The 16165-nt window shown below is 62.3% G+C and carries 11 protein-coding genes and 1 tRNA gene; 2 read left to right on the top strand and 10 right to left on the bottom strand.

The features are described 5' to 3' along the window. Positions 1–55 precede the first annotated feature (55 nt). Both AC5RU3_RS01945 and rpoB read right to left on the bottom strand, forming a co-directional pair. Complete coding sequence (locus AC5RU3_RS01945; RefSeq protein ID WP_458115452.1) at positions 56–3949, bottom strand: DNA-directed RNA polymerase subunit beta'; 3894 nt, start codon at positions 3947–3949, stop codon at positions 56–58. A 176-nt stretch (positions 3950–4125) separates the two neighbouring features. Next, positions 4126–7635 (bottom strand): DNA-directed RNA polymerase subunit beta, encoded by a 3510-nt coding sequence (rpoB, locus tag AC5RU3_RS01940; protein ID WP_458115453.1) that lies wholly within the window; start codon positions 7633–7635, stop codon positions 4126–4128. 388 nt (positions 7636–8023) lie between these two features. Here rpoB and AC5RU3_RS01935 point away from each other — a divergent pair, with 388 nt between their 5' ends. Continuing rightward, on the top strand, positions 8024–9226 hold the full coding sequence (locus AC5RU3_RS01935) for an acetyl-CoA C-acetyltransferase (RefSeq protein WP_493964741.1): 1203 nt from the start codon (positions 8024–8026) through the stop codon (positions 9224–9226). Between the two features lie 71 nt (positions 9227–9297). On the opposite strand, the gene rplL is transcribed toward AC5RU3_RS01935, so the two are convergent. From rplL to AC5RU3_RS01895, 8 genes are all read right to left on the bottom strand, one after another. Then, positions 9298–9678, bottom strand: coding sequence for a 50S ribosomal protein L7/L12 (gene rplL / locus AC5RU3_RS01930; RefSeq protein WP_309071930.1), 381 nt, complete (start codon positions 9676–9678; stop codon positions 9298–9300). 60 nt (positions 9679–9738) lie between these two features. Beyond that, entirely contained in the window at positions 9739–10338 is a 600-nt protein-coding gene (gene rplJ / locus AC5RU3_RS01925; RefSeq protein WP_309071929.1) for a 50S ribosomal protein L10, read from the bottom strand. A gap of 271 nt (positions 10339–10609) precedes the next feature. Further along, entirely contained in the window at positions 10610–11704 is a 1095-nt protein-coding gene (locus tag AC5RU3_RS01920) for a GNAT family N-acetyltransferase (protein WP_493964740.1), read from the bottom strand. A 123-nt stretch (positions 11705–11827) separates the two neighbouring features. Beyond that, complete coding sequence (gene rplA / locus AC5RU3_RS01915; protein ID WP_309071927.1) at positions 11828–12535, bottom strand: 50S ribosomal protein L1; 708 nt, start codon at positions 12533–12535, stop codon at positions 11828–11830. A 198-nt stretch (positions 12536–12733) separates the two neighbouring features. Beyond that, positions 12734–13162: a 50S ribosomal protein L11 gene (rplK, locus tag AC5RU3_RS01910; RefSeq protein WP_309071926.1), complete on the bottom strand. Its 429-nt coding sequence runs from the start codon at positions 13160–13162 to the stop codon at positions 12734–12736. A 119-nt stretch (positions 13163–13281) separates the two neighbouring features. Next, positions 13282–14106 carry a transcription termination/antitermination protein NusG gene (gene nusG, locus AC5RU3_RS01905; RefSeq protein WP_493964739.1) on the bottom strand — a complete coding sequence of 275 codons (825 nt, stop codon included), beginning with the start codon at positions 14104–14106 and terminating at the stop codon, positions 13282–13284. A gap of 59 nt (positions 14107–14165) precedes the next feature. Further along, positions 14166–14483 carry a preprotein translocase subunit SecE gene (gene secE, locus AC5RU3_RS01900; protein WP_375164425.1) on the bottom strand — a complete coding sequence of 106 codons (318 nt, stop codon included), beginning with the start codon at positions 14481–14483 and terminating at the stop codon, positions 14166–14168. A gap of 48 nt (positions 14484–14531) precedes the next feature. Further along, a tRNA-Trp gene (locus AC5RU3_RS01895) sits at positions 14532–14604 on the bottom strand. 266 nt (positions 14605–14870) lie between these two features. Between AC5RU3_RS01895 and AC5RU3_RS01890 the strand changes: the two genes are divergently transcribed. Beyond that, positions 14871–16103 (top strand): pyridoxal phosphate-dependent aminotransferase, encoded by a 1233-nt coding sequence (locus tag AC5RU3_RS01890; RefSeq protein WP_493964738.1) that lies wholly within the window; start codon positions 14871–14873, stop codon positions 16101–16103. The last annotated feature ends 62 nt before the right edge of the window (positions 16104–16165 follow it).

Genomic DNA, 16165 nt, shown 5'->3' with positions numbered 1-16165 from the left:
AAACTGCGGTCCGGGCCCCTCCAAAGTCAACAGCGTGAACTGCCTATCGGGCTACTCAGCGGAAGTCGCCCGACCCCATGTCGTAGTCATCCAGCGGGATGGCGTGGAACTCGGGGCTGAGTCCGCCGTCGACACCTGCGTAGTCGAAGTCGCTGAACGCGCTCGGACCGGTGAACAGGTTGGCCTTGGCTTCCTCGGTGGGCTCGACCGTGATCTTCGTGTAGCGGTCCAGGCCGGTACCGGCCGGGATGAGCTTACCGATGATGACGTTCTCCTTGAGGCCGAGCAGCGGATCGCTCTTGCCTTCCATGGCGGCCTGCGTGAGGACACGCGTGGTCTCCTGGAAGGAAGCGGCCGACAGCCAGGACTCGGTGGCAAGCGATGCCTTGGTGATACCCATGAGCTCGGGACGGCCTGATGCCGGCTTCTTGCCCTCGGATACCACGCGGCGGTTCTCGTCCTCGAAGCGGCGACGCTCGGCCAGCTCACCCGGGAGCAGGTCGGAATCGCCGGACTCGATGACCGTGACGCGGCGCAGCATCTGGCGGACGATGACTTCCACGTGCTTGTCGTGGATGCCTACGCCCTGGCTGCGGTATACGCGCTGCACTTCGTCCACGAGGAACTCCTGGGCCTTACGCGGGCCGAGGATACGGAGGATCTGCTTGGGATCCACCGCACCGAAGACCAGCTGCTGGCCGACCTCGACGTGGTCGCCGTCGGCAACCAGCAGTCGTGCACGCCGCAGGACCGGGTACGCAATCTCCTCGGATCCGTCGTCCGGAGTAACCACGAGGCGCAGCTGCTTCTCTGCATCCTCGATGGTGACCCGTCCGGCAACCTCCGAGATCGGCGCGACACCCTTGGGCGTACGTGCTTCGAAGAGCTCCTGGATACGGGGCAGACCCTGGGTGATGTCTTCAGCAGAAGCAACACCACCGGTGTGGAACGTACGCATGGTCAGCTGGGTACCGGGCTCACCGATCGACTGGGCAGCGATGATGCCGACTGCCTCGCCGATGTCGACGGTCTTGCCTGTGGCCAGCGAGCGGCCGTAGCACAGTGCACAGGTACCGACGCTGGACTCACAGGTCAGGACCGAGCGGACCTTGATGTCCGTCACTCCCGCTGCGAACAGCTTGTTGATCAGCACGTCGCCGACGTCGGAACCTGCCGGAGCCAGCACCTCACCGTTGGAATCAACGACGTCGGTGGCCAGCGTGCGTGCGTAGGCCGAGTTCTCGACTTCCTCATGCAGGACGAGCTCGCCGTCGTGGTTCGGAACAGCGATGGTCACGTTCAGGCCGCGCTCGGTACCGCAGTCGTCCTCGCGGACGATGACGTCCTGCGACACGTCAACGAGACGACGGGTCAGGTAACCCGAGTTCGCGGTACGCAGAGCGGTATCGGCAAGACCCTTACGGGCACCGTGGGTCGCGATGAAGTACTCCAGAACCGACAGGCCCTCGCGGTACGAGGACTTGATCGGGCGGGGGATGATCTCGCCCTTCGGGTTGGCCACCAGACCACGGATACCCGCGATCTGACGAACCTGGAGCCAGTTACCACGGGCACCGGAGGACACCATGCGGTTGATGGTGTTGTCCTTCGGCATGGCGCCGCGCATGGACTCGGCGACCTCGTTGGTTGCCTTGTTCCAGATGTCGATCAGTTCCTGACGGCGCTCCTCATCAGCAATGAGGCCCTTGTCGAACTGAGCCTGTACCTTGGCAGCCTGGGTCTCGTAGCCCTCCATGATCCCGGCCTTGTTGATCGGCGCGGAGATGTCGGAGATGGCAACGGTGACGCCCGAGCGGGTTGCCCAGTAAAAGCCTGCGTCCTTCAGGTTGTCCAGCGTCGCCGCGGTGACAACCTTCGGGTAGCGCTCCGCGAGGTCATTGACGATCGTGGAGAGCTGGCCCTTGTCCGCAACCTGCTCTACCCAGGGGTAGTCCGCAGGCAGGGTGTCATTGAAGATGACCTGCCCGAGCGAGGTTTCGATCAGAGCCGGCGTGCCTTCTTCCCAGCCCTCAGGAGCCTTGGTGTCCGGACCCGGAACGAAGTTCGGAACGCGGATCTTCACAACTGAGTTCAGGTGCAGCTCACCGGCGTCGAACGCCATGATCGCTTCAGCCGGGCTCGAGAAGACGCGCCCCTCCCCTGCCGAACCCTCACGCTTGGTGGTGAGGTGGTGCAGACCGATGATCATGTCCTGTGAGGGCAGGGTCACCGGGCGGCCGTCCGACGGCTTCAGGATGTTGTTCGAGGACAGCATCAGGATGCGCGCCTCAGCCTGGGCTTCGGGGCTCAGCGGCAGGTGCACTGCCATCTGGTCGCCGTCGAAGTCAGCGTTGAACGCACCACAGACCAGCGGGTGGAGCTGAAGCGCCTTGCCTTCAACCAGCTGCGGCTCGAATGCCTGGATACCCAGGCGGTGCAGGGTTGGTGCACGGTTCAGCAGCACGGGGTGCTCGGTGATGATCTCTTCGAGAACGTCCCAGACCTGCGGGCGGTAGCGCTCGACCATACGCTTGGCGCTCTTGATGTTCTGTGCGTGGTTGAGGTCAACCAGGCGCTTCATCACGAACGGCTTGAAGAGCTCCAGGGCCATCTGCTTGGGCAGACCACACTGGTGCAGCTTCAGCTGCGGCCCGACGACGATGACCGAACGGCCCGAGTAGTCAACGCGCTTTCCGAGGAGGTTCTGGCGGAAACGACCCTGCTTGCCCTTGAGCATGTCAGAGAGCGACTTCAGCGGGCGGTTGCCCGGTCCGGTGACCGGACGGCCGCGGCGGCCGTTGTCGAACAGGGAGTCAACAGCTTCCTGGAGCATGCGCTTCTCGTTGTTCACGATGATCTCGGGAGCCCCGAGGTCGAGCAGGCGCTTCAGGCGGTTGTTGCGGTTGATCACGCGGCGGTACAGGTCGTTCAGGTCGGAGGTCGCGAAGCGGCCACCGTCCAGTTGCACCATCGGGCGCAGTTCCGGCGGGATCACCGGTACGGCGTCGAGCACCATGCCCAGCGGGCTGTTGGTGGTGGTGAGGAACGCGTTGACGACCTTGAGGCGCTTCAGGGCGCGGGTCTTGCGCTGGCCCTTGCCGTTCTGGATGATGTCGCGCAGCAGCTCTGCCTCAGCCTGCATGTCGAAGTTCTCAAGACGCTTCTTAATCGCCTCGGCACCCATTGAGCCTTCGAAGTACAGACCGTAGCGGTCGCGCAGTTCGCGGTACAGGCCCTCATCGCCTTCGAGGTCAGCGACCTTCAGGTTCTTGAAGCGGTCCCAAACCTGCTCGAGGCGCTCGATCTCGGCGTCGGCGCGCTTGCGCACGTTCGCCATCTGGCGGTCGGCGGAGTCGCGTGCCTTCTTCTTGTCTGCAGCCTTGGCGCCTTCGCCCTCGAGACGGGCAAGCTCGTTCTCAAGGTCGCGGGCAATCGCGGCGATGTCGGAGTCACGCTGGTCGACGAGCTGCTTCTTCTCGAGGTCGTGCTCGGCCTGGAGGTTCGGCAGTTCGGCGTGGCGGTTCTCCTCGTCAACCGAGGTGATCATGTAGGCGGCGAAGTAGATGACCTTCTCGAGGTCCTTCGGTGCCAGGTCAAGGAGGTAGCCGAGGCGTGACGGAACACCCTTGAAGTACCAGATGTGCGTTACGGGAGCGGCGAGCTCGATGTGGCCCATGCGCTCACGGCGTACCTTTGCGCGGGTGACCTCAACGCCACAACGCTCACAGATGATGCCCTTGAAGCGCACGCGCTTGTACTTGCCGCAGTAGCATTCCCAGTCGCGGGAAGGACCGAAGATCTTCTCGCAGAAGAGTCCGTCCTTCTCGGGCTTGAGCGTGCGGTAGTTGATGGTTTCCGGCTTCTTGACTTCGCCGTACGACCATCCGCGGATCTCTTCCGCGGTGGCCAGGCCGATTCGCATGAGGCCGAATGAGGATTCGCTGGACATATGGTCCCTGTCTCTCTTTATTCTCTAAATTCAAAAAGTCTTATGGGGTGCGGCGGGAGGCCGGCATGGGGCCCGCTGGGCGGTCCGGGGAAGGCGGCTTTAATACTCCGTAGCGAGCTCTGCGAGCGCAGGAGTTTCGTTGCCGCCGTCCGGATCGCCCATCGGGCGGACCAAACCTAGACCTCTTCGACAGAACTCGGCTCGGCCCGTGAGAGGTCGATGCCCAGCTCTTCCGCGGCCCGGAAGACTTCTTCATCCGAGTCACGCATCTCAATCGTGGTGCCGTCGGTGGATAGGACTTCCACGTTCAGGCACAGCGACTGCATTTCCTTGATCAGAACCTTGAAGGATTCCGGAACACCCGGTTCGGGGATGTTCTCGCCCTTGACGATGGCCTCGTACACCTTGACGCGTCCGTGGATGTCGTCCGACTTGATGGTCAGGAGTTCCTGCAGCGTGTAGGCCGCACCGTAGGCCTCGAGGGCCCACACTTCCATTTCACCGAAGCGCTGTCCGCCGAACTGTGCCTTACCGCCCAGCGGCTGCTGGGTGATCATGGAGTACGGGCCGGTGGAACGGGCGTGAATCTTGTCGTCCACCAGGTGGTGGAGCTTCAGGATGTACATGTAGCCGACGGAGATCGGATCCGGGAACGGCTCGCCGGAGCGGCCGTCGAACAGGCGGGCCTTGCCGGACTCGCCGATGAGGCGCTGTCCGTCGCGGGTCACGTTCGTGGAACCGAGCAGTCCGACGATCTCGTCCTCGGTGGCGCCGTCGAACACGGGGGTTGCGACGGTGGTCGAGGAAACCTCACGCGGAAGGTTCGGGAGGTTCTTCAGCCACTCAGGCTCGCCCTCAATCTTCCAGCCCTGCTTCGCAGCCCAGCCGAGGTGGATCTCCAGAACCTGTCCGACGTTCATACGGCCCGGAACACCCAGCGGGTTCAGGACGATATCGACGGGGGTGCCGTCCTCGAGGAACGGCATGTCCTCGATCGGGAGGATCTTGGAGATAACACCCTTGTTGCCGTGGCGGCCGGCAAGCTTGTCGCCGTCCGTGATCTTGCGCTTCTGGGCAACGTAGACGCGGACCAGCTGGTTGACGCCCGGGGGCAGCTCGTCGTCGTTGTCGCGGTCGAAGATGCGCACGCCGATGACGGTGCCCGACTCGCCGTGGGGAACCTTCAGGGACGTGTCGCGGACCTCGCGGCTCTTCTCACCGAAGATGGCGCGCAGCAGGCGCTCCTCCGGGGTGAGTTCCGTTTCACCCTTGGGGGTAACACGGCCAACGAGGATGTCGCCGGCCTCGACCTCGGCACCGATGTGGATGATGCCGCGCTCGTCCAGGGCACCAAGGACCTCTTCGGAGACGTTCGGGATGTCACGCGTGATTTCCTCGGCACCGAGCTTGGTGTCGCGGGCGTCAACTTCGTGCTCTTCGATGTGGATCGAGGTCAGCACATCGTCGGAAACGATGCGCTGCGACAGGATGATCGCGTCCTCGAAGTTGTGGCCTTCCCAGGACATGAACGCAACGAGCATGTTCTTGCCGAGCGCCAGTTCACCCTGATCGGTGGACGGGCCGTCAGCAATGATGCTGTTGTACTCAACACGGTCGCCCTCGGCAACCAGCACGCGCTGGTTGTAGGCGTTGCCCTGGTTGGAGCGTGCGAACTTCATGATCGGGTAGTTGGTCTCGGTGCCGTCGTCGTTCAGCACCGTTACCAGGTCAGCCGAAACCTCGGAGACTACACCTGCCTTGTTGGCGGTGACTGCGTCACCGGCATCAACGGCTGCGTTCCGCTCCATGCCGGTTCCGACGAGGGGACGCTCGGAACGGAGCAGGGGCACGGCCTGACGCTGCATGTTCGCACCCATCAGGGCGCGGTTGGCGTCGTCGTGCTCCAGGAACGGGATCATCGCGGTTGCGACGGACACCATCTGGCGCGGGGAGACGTCCATGTACTCAACGTCTGCAGCCTCGACCAGAACAGGCTCGCCAGAACCACCACGGGTACGCACGAGGACCATGTCCTCTTCGAACTTGTTGTTCGCATCGAGCGGCGCGTTTGCCTGGGCAATCAGTCGCTCAACCTCGTCGTCTGCCGTGAGGTAGTCGATCTGGTCGGTGACGATGCCGTTCTCGACCTTGCGGTACGGCGTCTCGATGAACCCGAAGGTGTTGATGCGGCCGTAGGACGCGAGCGAACCGATGAGGCCGATGTTCGGGCCTTCAGGGGTCTCGATCGGGCACATACGTCCGTAGTGCGACGGGTGGACGTCACGAACTTCCATGCCTGCACGGTCACGGGACAGACCACCCGGGCCCAGCGCGGACAGACGACGCTTGTGCGTCAGGCCGGCGAGCGGGTTGTTCTGGTCCATGAACTGCGAGAGCTGGGAGGTTCCGAAGAACTCCTTGATCGCAGCAACAACCGGACGGATATTGATCAGGGTCTGCGGTGTGATCGCTTCGACGTCCTGAGTGGTCATCCGTTCGCGGACAACACGCTCCATACGGGACAGGCCGGTGCGGACCTGGTTCTCGATGAGCTCGCCGACGGCGCGGATGCGGCGGTTGCCGAAGTGGTCGATGTCATCGACCTCGACGCGCAGCTCTACGTCTTCGCCGTCGCGCTTGCCGGTCAGTGTGGTCTCGCCGGCGTGCAGGGCAACCAGGAACTTGATCATCGCGACGATGTCGTCGATGTTCAGGACCGAGGCGTCAGAGTCACCGAGGTTCTTGTCGATGCCGAGCTTGCGGTTGATCTTGTACCGGCCAACCTTAGCCAGGTCATAGCGCTTCGGGTTGAAGTACAGGTTGTCCAGCAGCGTCTTGGCGGCTTCGACCGTGGGCGGCTCTCCCGGACGGAGCTTCCGGTAGATGTCCAGCAAGGCGTCTTCCTGGGTCTCCGTTGCATCCTTCTCGAGGGTTGCACGAATGGAGTCGTACTCGCCGAAGGTTTCGAGGATCTGGCCTTCGGTCCAGCCGAGGGCCTTCAGGAGCACAGTGACCGACTGCTTGCGCTTGCGGTCGAGGCGAACGCCGACCTGGTCGCGCTTGTCGATCTCGAGCTCGAACCAGGCACCACGCGACGGGATGATCTTCGCGCTGAAGATGTCCTTGTCGCTGGTCTTGTCGGCAGCGCGCTCGAAGTAGGCACCGGGCGAACGGACAAGCTGGGAGACAACGACACGCTCGGTGCCGTTGATGACGAACGTTCCCTTTTCGGTCATCAGCGGGAAGTCGCCCATAAACACGGTCTGCTGCTTGATCTCGCCCGTGTTGTTGTTCATGAACTCGGCCTTGACATACAGGGGCGCCGCGTAGGTTGCGTCGCGGTCCTTGCACTCGGCCATGGTGTACTTGGGGTCAGCGAATTCAGGCTCCGAGAAGCTCAGGGACATGGTTCCCTGGAAGTCCTCAATCGGAGAAATCTCTTCGAAGATGTCAGCCAGGCCGGAGGTGGTGGCCACGCCGGGAATGTTCTGCTCCAGCGCCTCTTCTACGCGCGCCTTCCAGCGCTCGTTGCCGACAAGCCAGTCAAAGCTGTCTGTCTGGAGGGCGAGAAGATTGGGAACATCCAGCGGTTCGTGAATCTTTGCGAATGAAAGCCGAGGTGCGGCGCCGTCGGCGTCGACCTGGCTGGTAGCGGTTGCATTAAGTGAGGTGCTCGGGGCGACCAAGAGGGATCCTTCCACAGACCAACAGGCGTGTTCTTACGATCACTCCCCGCACCGTGAAAGGTGCCAACCTGACGCCTGCATTCGCTCACTGAACAGCCCAACGGGGGAACCGACGGGACTATCCGTTAAATGACGAATGCGTGGCAAAGCCCACCGCTATATGAAGGCTGAGGTTATGAGGGAAGACGCAAATATCTACTGTACGCGAGGGTAGCGACAATGTCCAACCGGATGTGGTATATGGGTTCTGAAGCCGAGGCGTACATGGACAGCAGCTCAGTGAATGGCCATTAGCTGAAATTGCAGCCCACTCCGGTAAACTTGGGGACGAGACGCCGGGAGCAATCCTCCCCCTCACATTCAATGACGAAAGCGAGCACAACATCCCATGAACAGTCTTGAGCAAACCCCCCAGGACGTCGTCATCGTCGGGGGTGCGCGTACTCCCACTGGGCGGCTCAATGGCCAGTTGGCGGCTTTTACCGCGGTCGAGCTCGGAGCCTTCGCTGTGAGCGGGGCCCTGGAACGGTCCGGAGTTGCAGCCGGCGATGTGGACGCCGTCATCATGGGCCACGTAGTGCAGGCTGGGTGCGGCCAGAATCCAGCGCGCCAGACCTCCATCAAGGCAGGAATCGGTTGGGATGTTCCCACCGTCACCGTGAACAAGGTCTGCCTGTCAGGTCTCACCGCAGTGATCGACGCCGCCCGGCTGATCCGCGGCGGTGAGGCGGACGTCGTCGTCGCCGGCGGACAGGAATCGATGTCACGCGGACCCCATCTGCTGCCGGGTGTACGGCAGGGCTGGACTTATGGGACCATGCCGGCCGTTGACTCCGTTGCCCATGACGGGCTGACCGACGCCTTCGACGAGGAATCGATGGGCGCATCAACCGAACGGGGTAATGTCAGGCTGGGCATCGACCGTACGTCGCAGGATGAAGTCGCCGCGCATTCCCACCAGCGCGCAGCGGCCGCAATCGAATCCGGCGTGTTCAAGGATGAGATCGTCCCCGTGCACGTACCCCAGCGCAAGGGTGATCCCCTGGTGGTCTCCACCGATGAGGGGGTCCGGCCCAACACTACGGTGCAGACTCTTGCCAACCTGAAGCCCGCCTTTGCGAACGACGGCACGATCACCGCGGGAAACTCGTCTCCCCTATCCGACGGCGCGGCCGCCCTTGTGCTGACCAACAGGCAGAACGCAGAGGCCAAGGGTTGGGAGATCCTTGCGGTCGTGGGGCGCCCGGGGCAGGTGGCCGGCCCTGATAACTCACTGCACTCACAGCCATCGCGCGCGATCGAGCAGGCTTTGGAACGCGCGGGGTGGACTACCGCAGACCTCGATTTCATTGAGATCAACGAGGCTTTCGGTTCAGTCGCCTGTCAGTCACTGAAGGACCTGGACCTGCCGCTTGAGAAATGCAACCTCCATGGCGGCGCGATCGCGCTGGGTCACGCCATCGGGTCATCGGGCGCCCGGCTTGCCCTTCATGCAGCGATGGAACTGCAGCGCAGGGGCACCGGCAAAGCCGCCGTTTCCCTGTGCGGCGGCGGCGGCCAGGGCGAGGCCTTGCTCCTCTACCGCGACTGATTCCTTTGTACTGACAGCAAAACAGCCCCGGAACCAAACGGTTCCGGGGCTGTTTTGGAAGTTCGAGGAACTTACTTGAGGGTGACAGTGGCGCCAGCGGCCTCGAGGGCCTCCTTGGCCTTTTCTGCCGTCTCCTTGTTTGCACCTTCGAGGACAGCCTTGGGTGCGCTGTCAACCAGGTCCTTGGCTTCCTTGAGGCCGAGGGAGGTGAGTGCGCGAACTTCCTTGATGACTGCAATCTTCTTGTCACCGGCAGCTTCGAGGACGACGTCGAAGGAGTCCTTCTCTTCCTCGGCAGCTTCGCCAGCGCCGCCACCGGCGGGGCCTGCAACTGCAACAGCAGCAGCGGTAACGTCGAAGGTCTCCTCGAACAGCTTTACGAAGTCCGAGAGCTCGATGATGGACAGTTCCTTGAAAGCTTCAATGAGCTCTTCGTTGGTGAGCTTCGCCATGGCAAAAGCATCCTTCCTGATATGGTGCGCGCGGCACCGGGAGTTTGGTGGGTGAGAGAATTACTTCTCTTCGGGGGCAGCTGCTTCTTCTGCAGCCTCGGCAGGAGCGGCATCCGCTGCAGCGGGTGCTTCCTCTGCCGCGGGAGCTTCGGCGGCTGCCGCAGGTGCAGCGTCCCCGTTCTCCTCCAACTTGATGCGCAGGGCATCGACGGTGCGGGCCAGTGCGGACATGGGTGCCTTGAGGACACCTGCAACACGGGCCAGCTGGAACTCACGCGACTCAAGAGCAGCAAGCGCGGCTACCGCCGAAGCGTCGAGGGCCTTGCCCTCGAAGTAACCGGTCTTGATGACGAGCTGTGGGTTGGTCTTCGCGAAATCCGTCAGGCTCTTTGCCGCAGCAACGGCGTCACCCTTGATGAAGGCGATTGCAGTGGGGCCGGCAAGCTGGCCATCGAACGCATCGATGCCGGCTTCCTTGGCTGCAATGCCAGTCAGGGTGTTCTTGACGACAGCGTATTTGGTCTCTGCACCGAGCGAGCGGCGCAGTTCCTTGAGCTGTGCAACGGAGAGCCCACGGTATTCGGTTAGGACAGCAGCAGTGGATTCCTTGAAATCGGTGGTGATCTCATCCACGGCCGAAACCTTTGTTGGCGTTGCCATAACCCTCCTTCCGGGGAATTGGTGCCGGTGAGCGGTTCCAATAAAAAACGCCCCGCGCAGCTGCACGGGGCGAAACCTGGTCAGAACAGAATGCTCTGCGGAAGGAATTGCTTCGTTCACCTGCGCTGGCCGCCCTTACGGGAACTTTCAGATGCACACAGCACTTCCGAACGAATTCAGGGGGTGAGTGTTCATCGACCGACGGTCTTTGGTTCCTCAAGCTTACGGGACCCGGCCGAGGCAGCCAAATCGGCCGCCCCTGCCGGTCACCTCACACGGAGCCCAGCTTCTTCTGCCACGCTGCTGTGTAACCTTCCGGGGCGAACCCCAGCTCGATATTCACGGCAAGCATGTGGTGGTTCTCCTCCGCGTTCCAGGTGTAGATGCGCTTCGCCTCGGGCCAGATGCCGACGACGGCGAGGAGGTTGGCCGCCTTGAGCCACATCCCCAGACGGTGGCCCCGATACCGGGAGAGCACCAGCGTGTCCTCCTGATAGACGGTGTCGGGTTTTTCGGCACGTCGTTCGAGGATGGTGTGGCCCACCAACCGCCCGCTTGGCCTGTGCAGCACGGCGCGGACAAGACTGCTTCCGCCTTCCCGTGCCAACCGGTGCTCGCCTTCCCGGACACGCGCACCGTCCCAGCTCTCTTCTTCCCACTCGAGATCACCCATCGGCACATCGGTGCTCATGGTGCTGCGGAGCTGCGCATATTGCTCAAGCAGCTCCTCCGGGCAGCTATCCAGCCAGTCAACGAGTTCGTAGTCCGAGCCGGCGGTCGTCGCAGCGTCATGCGCCAACGCGTTGAGCCTTCCATTATCCGCCTCCACCGGCAGAACACTGCAGCGGTCCACCTGGGCAAGTGCGAACCCGTGGGCGGTTGCGAAACGGGCAGCGAGTGACGCCGCTGGAAAAGCACCTGCACCTGTTGCTGGAACGAGCACATCATGGGCAGCATCAAAACCGGCTCGATGGTCCGTCCAACCCATGACCGTGTTCCGCCCCCGACGCCGCGCATGCTCCTCGACCGCAGCATACAGAGCGGAACCGAGACCGGTGCGCCGGCGGTCAGGATGAACCAGCACCGACGCGTAAGTGGTCTGAAGGTTATCGGCGAGCGGTATATCGACCACGGCTTTGCCAACCACCCCCTCGCCCTCGAACGCGAGGAACGTCGTGCGTTCCTCGTAGTCGTTCGGCCGGGAACTCTCGAAGCGCGTCTGGGCCGAATGGCAATGGTCATCATTGCCCCACACCTCACGCTCAATGAGGTTGCTCAAATCAGAAGCGGCGATGAACGGGCGGGCTTCGGGGACGTCCAGCGACTCAGGAAGCGCATACTGCTGGATGCTCACGGTAGCGGTCATAGCAAGTATCATCCGCTAGCGATTGGGAACTGTCAATCACTGGCGCCCGGTCATCGCCCGACGCCGAGCATGCAAAAGGCGGGTGCAGCAATCGCTGCACCCGCCTTTTGATCAATGAGAACCTTACGCGTCGGCCAGAACCTTGGTAACGCTCGGGTCGACCGAGATGCTCGGTCCGAAGGTGGTGGTAACCGTTGCCTTCTGGATGTAGCGGCCCTTGGAGGCGGACGGCTTCAGACGAAGCACTTCCTCCAGAGCGATCGCGTAGTTCTCAGCGAGCTTGCGGGCGTCGAAGGACACCTTGCCGATGATGAAGTGAAGGTTGGAGTGCTTGTCGACACGGAAGTCGATCTTTCCACCCTTGATGTCATTGACAGCCTTGGTGACATCCGGAGTAACGGTGCCGGTCTTCGGGTTCGGCATCAGGTTACGGGGACCGAGAACCTTACCGAGGCGGCCAACCTTGCCCATCAGATCGGGCGTGGCAACTGCTGCGTCGAAATCGACCCAGCCGCCGGCAACCTTCTCAATCATGTCATCGGAACCAACGAAGTCAGCGCCGGCAGCGATTGCTGCTTCTGCCTTTTCGCCGGTTGCGAAGACCAGAACGCGCTTGGTCTTGCCGGTGCCGTGGGGCAGGTTGACGGTGCCGCGCACCATCTGGTCTGCCTTGCGGGGGTCGACGCCGAGGCGGAAAGCCACCTCAACCGTTGCGTCGAACGACGAGGGGTTGGTTTCCTTCGCCAGGGCTACTGCCTCTACCGGCGCGTACTGCTTGTTCGCGTCGATCTTGGCGGCAGCTGCCTCATATGCTTTGCTGCGCTTTGCCATCTGCTCTTTCTCCTTATGCAGTCGTGGTCTGCGGACCGCGCTGGGCCCTGCCACAGACATCCGATGCCGGTGAGGCTCGGTGTCGTAAATGATTTATTGAGTGCCGTCTTAGTCGACGGTGTTCGATTGTCGACTAGCTCGCGGGGCTTACTCCCGGCGGTTCCTCGTTCCTCGGCTCCACCGTACGTAAACTCCTCGTTAGTCGACCGTGATGCCCATCGACCGGGCAGTGCCGGCAATGATCTTGGCTGCTGCCTGGACATCATTTGCGTTGAGATCTTCCATCTTCATGGTGGCGATTTCCTCAACCTGTGCCTGGGTCAGCTTGGCAACCTTGACGGTGTGCGGCGTCGCCGAACCCTTCTGAACGCCTGCAGCCTTCTTGATCAGTTCGGCAGCCGGAGGGGTCTTGGTGACGAAGGTGAACGAGCGGTCCTCGTACACCGTGATTTCAACGGGGATAACGTTTCCGCGCTGGGATTCTGTTGCGGCGTTGTATGCCTTGCAGAACTCCATGATGTTGACACCGTGCTGACCAAGCGCGGGACCGATAGGAGGAGCCGGGTTGGCGGCGCCTGCCTGGATCTGCAGCTTGATGAGGCCGGTGACCTTCTTCTTGGGGGCCATGAAAGGGTCCTTTTCTTACATTTCGTTCCTCGGGACAGGAGCGTCCCGGGGATAGTGACCGCCATGGCGTGGCGGTCGGCCGTCCGTGCCGGCTCAAAGCAACCCGGCGAGGACGAAATCTACTGGATTTTGGTTACCTGGTTGAAGGAGAGGGTAACCGGTGTCTCGCGCTCGAAGATCGAAACGAGGACCACCAACTGCTGCGATTCCGGCTTGATCTCCGAAATGGTCGCCGGGAGGGTCTCGAACGGTCCCTCGTTGACCGTTACCGACTCGCCGACCTCGAAGTTCACCAGGGTTGGCGTGGTCTGGGTACGGGCCGGCTTTCCAGCCTCCGTGCCGGTCTTCACGATGGTGTGCTCCAGCATGGAGAACACCTCATTGAGGCTCAACGGCACCGGATCATGTGCGTTTCCGACGAAGCCGGTGACGCCAGGCGTGTGGCGAACGGCGCCCCAGGACTCATCAGTGAGGTCCATGCGCACCAGGACATAGCCGGGGATACGGACGCGGTTGACGATCTTCCGCGTCGTGTTTTTGATTTCCACAACTTCTTCCATGGGCACCTGGATCTCGAAGATGAAATCTTCCATGTCCAGAGTCTGGATGCGGGTCTCGAGGTTCGCCTTCACGCGGTTCTCGTAGCCGGCGTAGGAGTGGATGACGTACCAGTCGCCCTCCTGGCGACGCAGCTTGGCCTTGAACTCGGCCACCGGGTCAACCTCGGGCTCCTGGACCTCTTCGGTATCGCTGACAGATCCCTCTTCAGCGGAATCTTCAGCCGGCTCGTCAGCTGAAACCTCGTCGAAGGAGAAGTCCTCGCTGTCCGCGGGCACAGCGGCATCAGCAGAAGCGTCTTCCGCCTCTGCTGCAGTTACCTGATCCTCGGTACCCAGATCTTCCTCGTCGGGGGTGATCTGTCGTTCGAGTTCTTGCTCGGACACCTAGCTGCCTGCTTTCTGGATTGCTGTGCTTGCTCGATACTGCCGCTGTGGGGCAGAAACTAGCTGTTGCCGCCGAAGACCCACACCGCACCGGTGCCGAACAGGAAGTCCAACCCGGTCACAATGAGCATCATGATGACCACGAACACCAAGACGGTGATGGTGAATCGGATCAGTTCCTTGCGGGTGGGTACAACCACCTTGCGCAGTTCGGCGATGATCTGCCGTACAAAAAGGATGATCCGGCCGAAGAATCCTCGCTTCGGATCCTGCTTGCCGGCGGGGCTTCCCTTGGAGCTGCTCGCAGCCGTATCGGTCACCTTCAACCTCACCAATCTTGTAGGTACCTGAGCTGGCCGCACTGACCCATCACTCATAGAGCGTTCAACGCCGCACTGCCGCATGCTGTCCATGACGGTGATGCGCAGGGCAGACAGGACTCGAACCTGCAACCTGCGGTTTTGGAGACCGCTGCGCTACCAATTGCGCCACTACCCTTTGGAGTGAATTTTCGCCACGCTTCGATACCCTGCGGCTACCGCAGTGCAGGCACGAACCATCATGGCGACTTCAACACCGAGGAACTAGTCTACGCAATCAGAGACGCAACGTCGAACCGGGCCGTACGCACCCTTCGAGACACGGTCAGGGAACGCCATCCAGCGCGTCATGACCGTCTTGCCCGGGGCGATAAGCCCTAAGCTGGGATGAGGCCTGCGCCTGATGCTTTTTCACCCCAATCAACCACGACTGACGGGAAGACCATGACTGCCGCCGACGCCCTGTCCCAGCAATCGAACGGACGCGTGTCCCAGCGAATTGGCGCTATTGCGGAATCCGCGACGCTGGCCGTTGATGCGAAGGCCAAGGCACTCAAGGCTGCCGGGCGCCCCGTCATCGGTTTCGGTGCCGGCGAACCTGACTTCCCCACGCCCGAGTACATCGTTGAGGCAGCAATCAACGCCGCACGGCAGCCCCGCTTCCACCGCTACTCCCCCGCCGGAGGGTTGCCCGAGCTGAAGCAGGCCATCGCCGAGAAGACGCTGCGAGATTCCGGTTATCAGGTTGACCCCGCCCAGGTTCTGGTGACCAACGGCGGCAAGCAGGCGGTCTACCAATCCTTCGCCACGCTGCTTGATCCGGGCGACGAGGTCCTCGTTCCCACCCCGTACTGGACCACCTACCCGGAAGCTATCCGGTTGGCCGGGGGCGTGCCCGTCGAGGTCTTCGCAGGCCCGGAACAGTCCTACCTGGCAACCGTCGAGCAGCTCGAGGCGGCCCGCACGCCCCGGACCAAGATCCTGCTGTTCGTCTCCCCGTCCAACCCGACCGGCGCTGTGTACTCCCCCGAGCAGGTCCGGGAGATCGGCGAGTGGGCCGCCAGCAACAACCTGTGGGTGGTCACCGACGAGATCTACGAACACCTCACGTACGACGACGTCCCGTTCACCTCCATCGCGACAGCCGCCCCCTCGCTCGGTGACCGCGTGGTCATCCTCAACGGCGTCGCCAAGACCTACGCGATGACCGGCTGGCGCGTGGGCTGGATGATTGGCCCGAAGGACGTCGTCAAGGCGGCCACCAACCTTCAGTCGCATGCGACGTCGAATGTCGCGAATGTCTCCCAGATGGCGGCCCTTGCGGCTGTTTCCGGCCCGCTGACCGCGGTGGAGGAGATGAAGAAGTCCTTCGACCGCCGTCGTCGTGCGATGGTTTCCGGACTGAACGGGATTGACGGTGTCCAGTGCCCCACACCGCACGGTGCCTTTTATGCGTACGCGGATGTTCGCGAACTGCTCGGCCGTGAGCTTGCCGGCGCGCGTCCGCTCACGTCGGCGGAACTGGCTGCCCTGATCCTCGACAAGGTTGAGGTGGCCGTGGTGCCTGGTGAGGCCTTCGGTCCAAGCGGCTTCATTCGCCTCTCCTACGCGCTCGGCGACGAGGACCTGTCGGAGGGCGTCGGCCGGCTCCGGGAGTTCCTGGGCAAAGTCCGCTGACACGGCGACCACTGGACGCGCGTTACACGGCGGCCGCCGCGACGCCCCGGAGTGGTTGGGTA

Source organism: Arthrobacter sp. MDB1-55 (genome assembly GCF_059092925.1).
The sequence above is the reverse complement of the archived record's forward strand: the minus strand, read 5'-3'. Positions and strand labels throughout refer to the sequence as shown.

Excerpts from the sequence above, each read along its gene's own strand:
- rplK (WP_309071926.1), bottom strand. The coding sequence starts at position 13,162 with ATGGCCCCCAAGAAGAAGGTCACCGGCCTCATCAAGCTGCAGATCCAG.
- rplA (WP_309071927.1), bottom strand. The coding sequence starts at position 12,535 with ATGGCAAAGCGCAGCAAAGCATATGAGGCAGCTGCCGCCAAGATCGAC.
- AC5RU3_RS01920 (WP_493964740.1), bottom strand. The coding sequence starts at position 11,704 with ATGACCGCTACCGTGAGCATCCAGCAGTATGCGCTTCCTGAGTCGCTG.
- AC5RU3_RS01945 (WP_458115452.1), bottom strand. The coding sequence starts at position 3,949 with ATGTCCAGCGAATCCTCATTCGGCCTCATGCGAATCGGCCTGGCCACC.
- rplJ (WP_309071929.1), bottom strand. The coding sequence starts at position 10,338 with ATGGCAACGCCAACAAAGGTTTCGGCCGTGGATGAGATCACCACCGAT.
- secE (WP_375164425.1), bottom strand. The coding sequence starts at position 14,483 with ATGAGTGATGGGTCAGTGCGGCCAGCTCAGGTACCTACAAGATTGGTG.
- AC5RU3_RS01935 (WP_493964741.1), top strand. The coding sequence starts at position 8,024 with ATGAACAGTCTTGAGCAAACCCCCCAGGACGTCGTCATCGTCGGGGGT.
- AC5RU3_RS01890 (WP_493964738.1), top strand. The coding sequence starts at position 14,871 with ATGACTGCCGCCGACGCCCTGTCCCAGCAATCGAACGGACGCGTGTCC.
- rplL (WP_309071930.1), bottom strand. The coding sequence starts at position 9,678 with ATGGCGAAGCTCACCAACGAAGAGCTCATTGAAGCTTTCAAGGAACTG.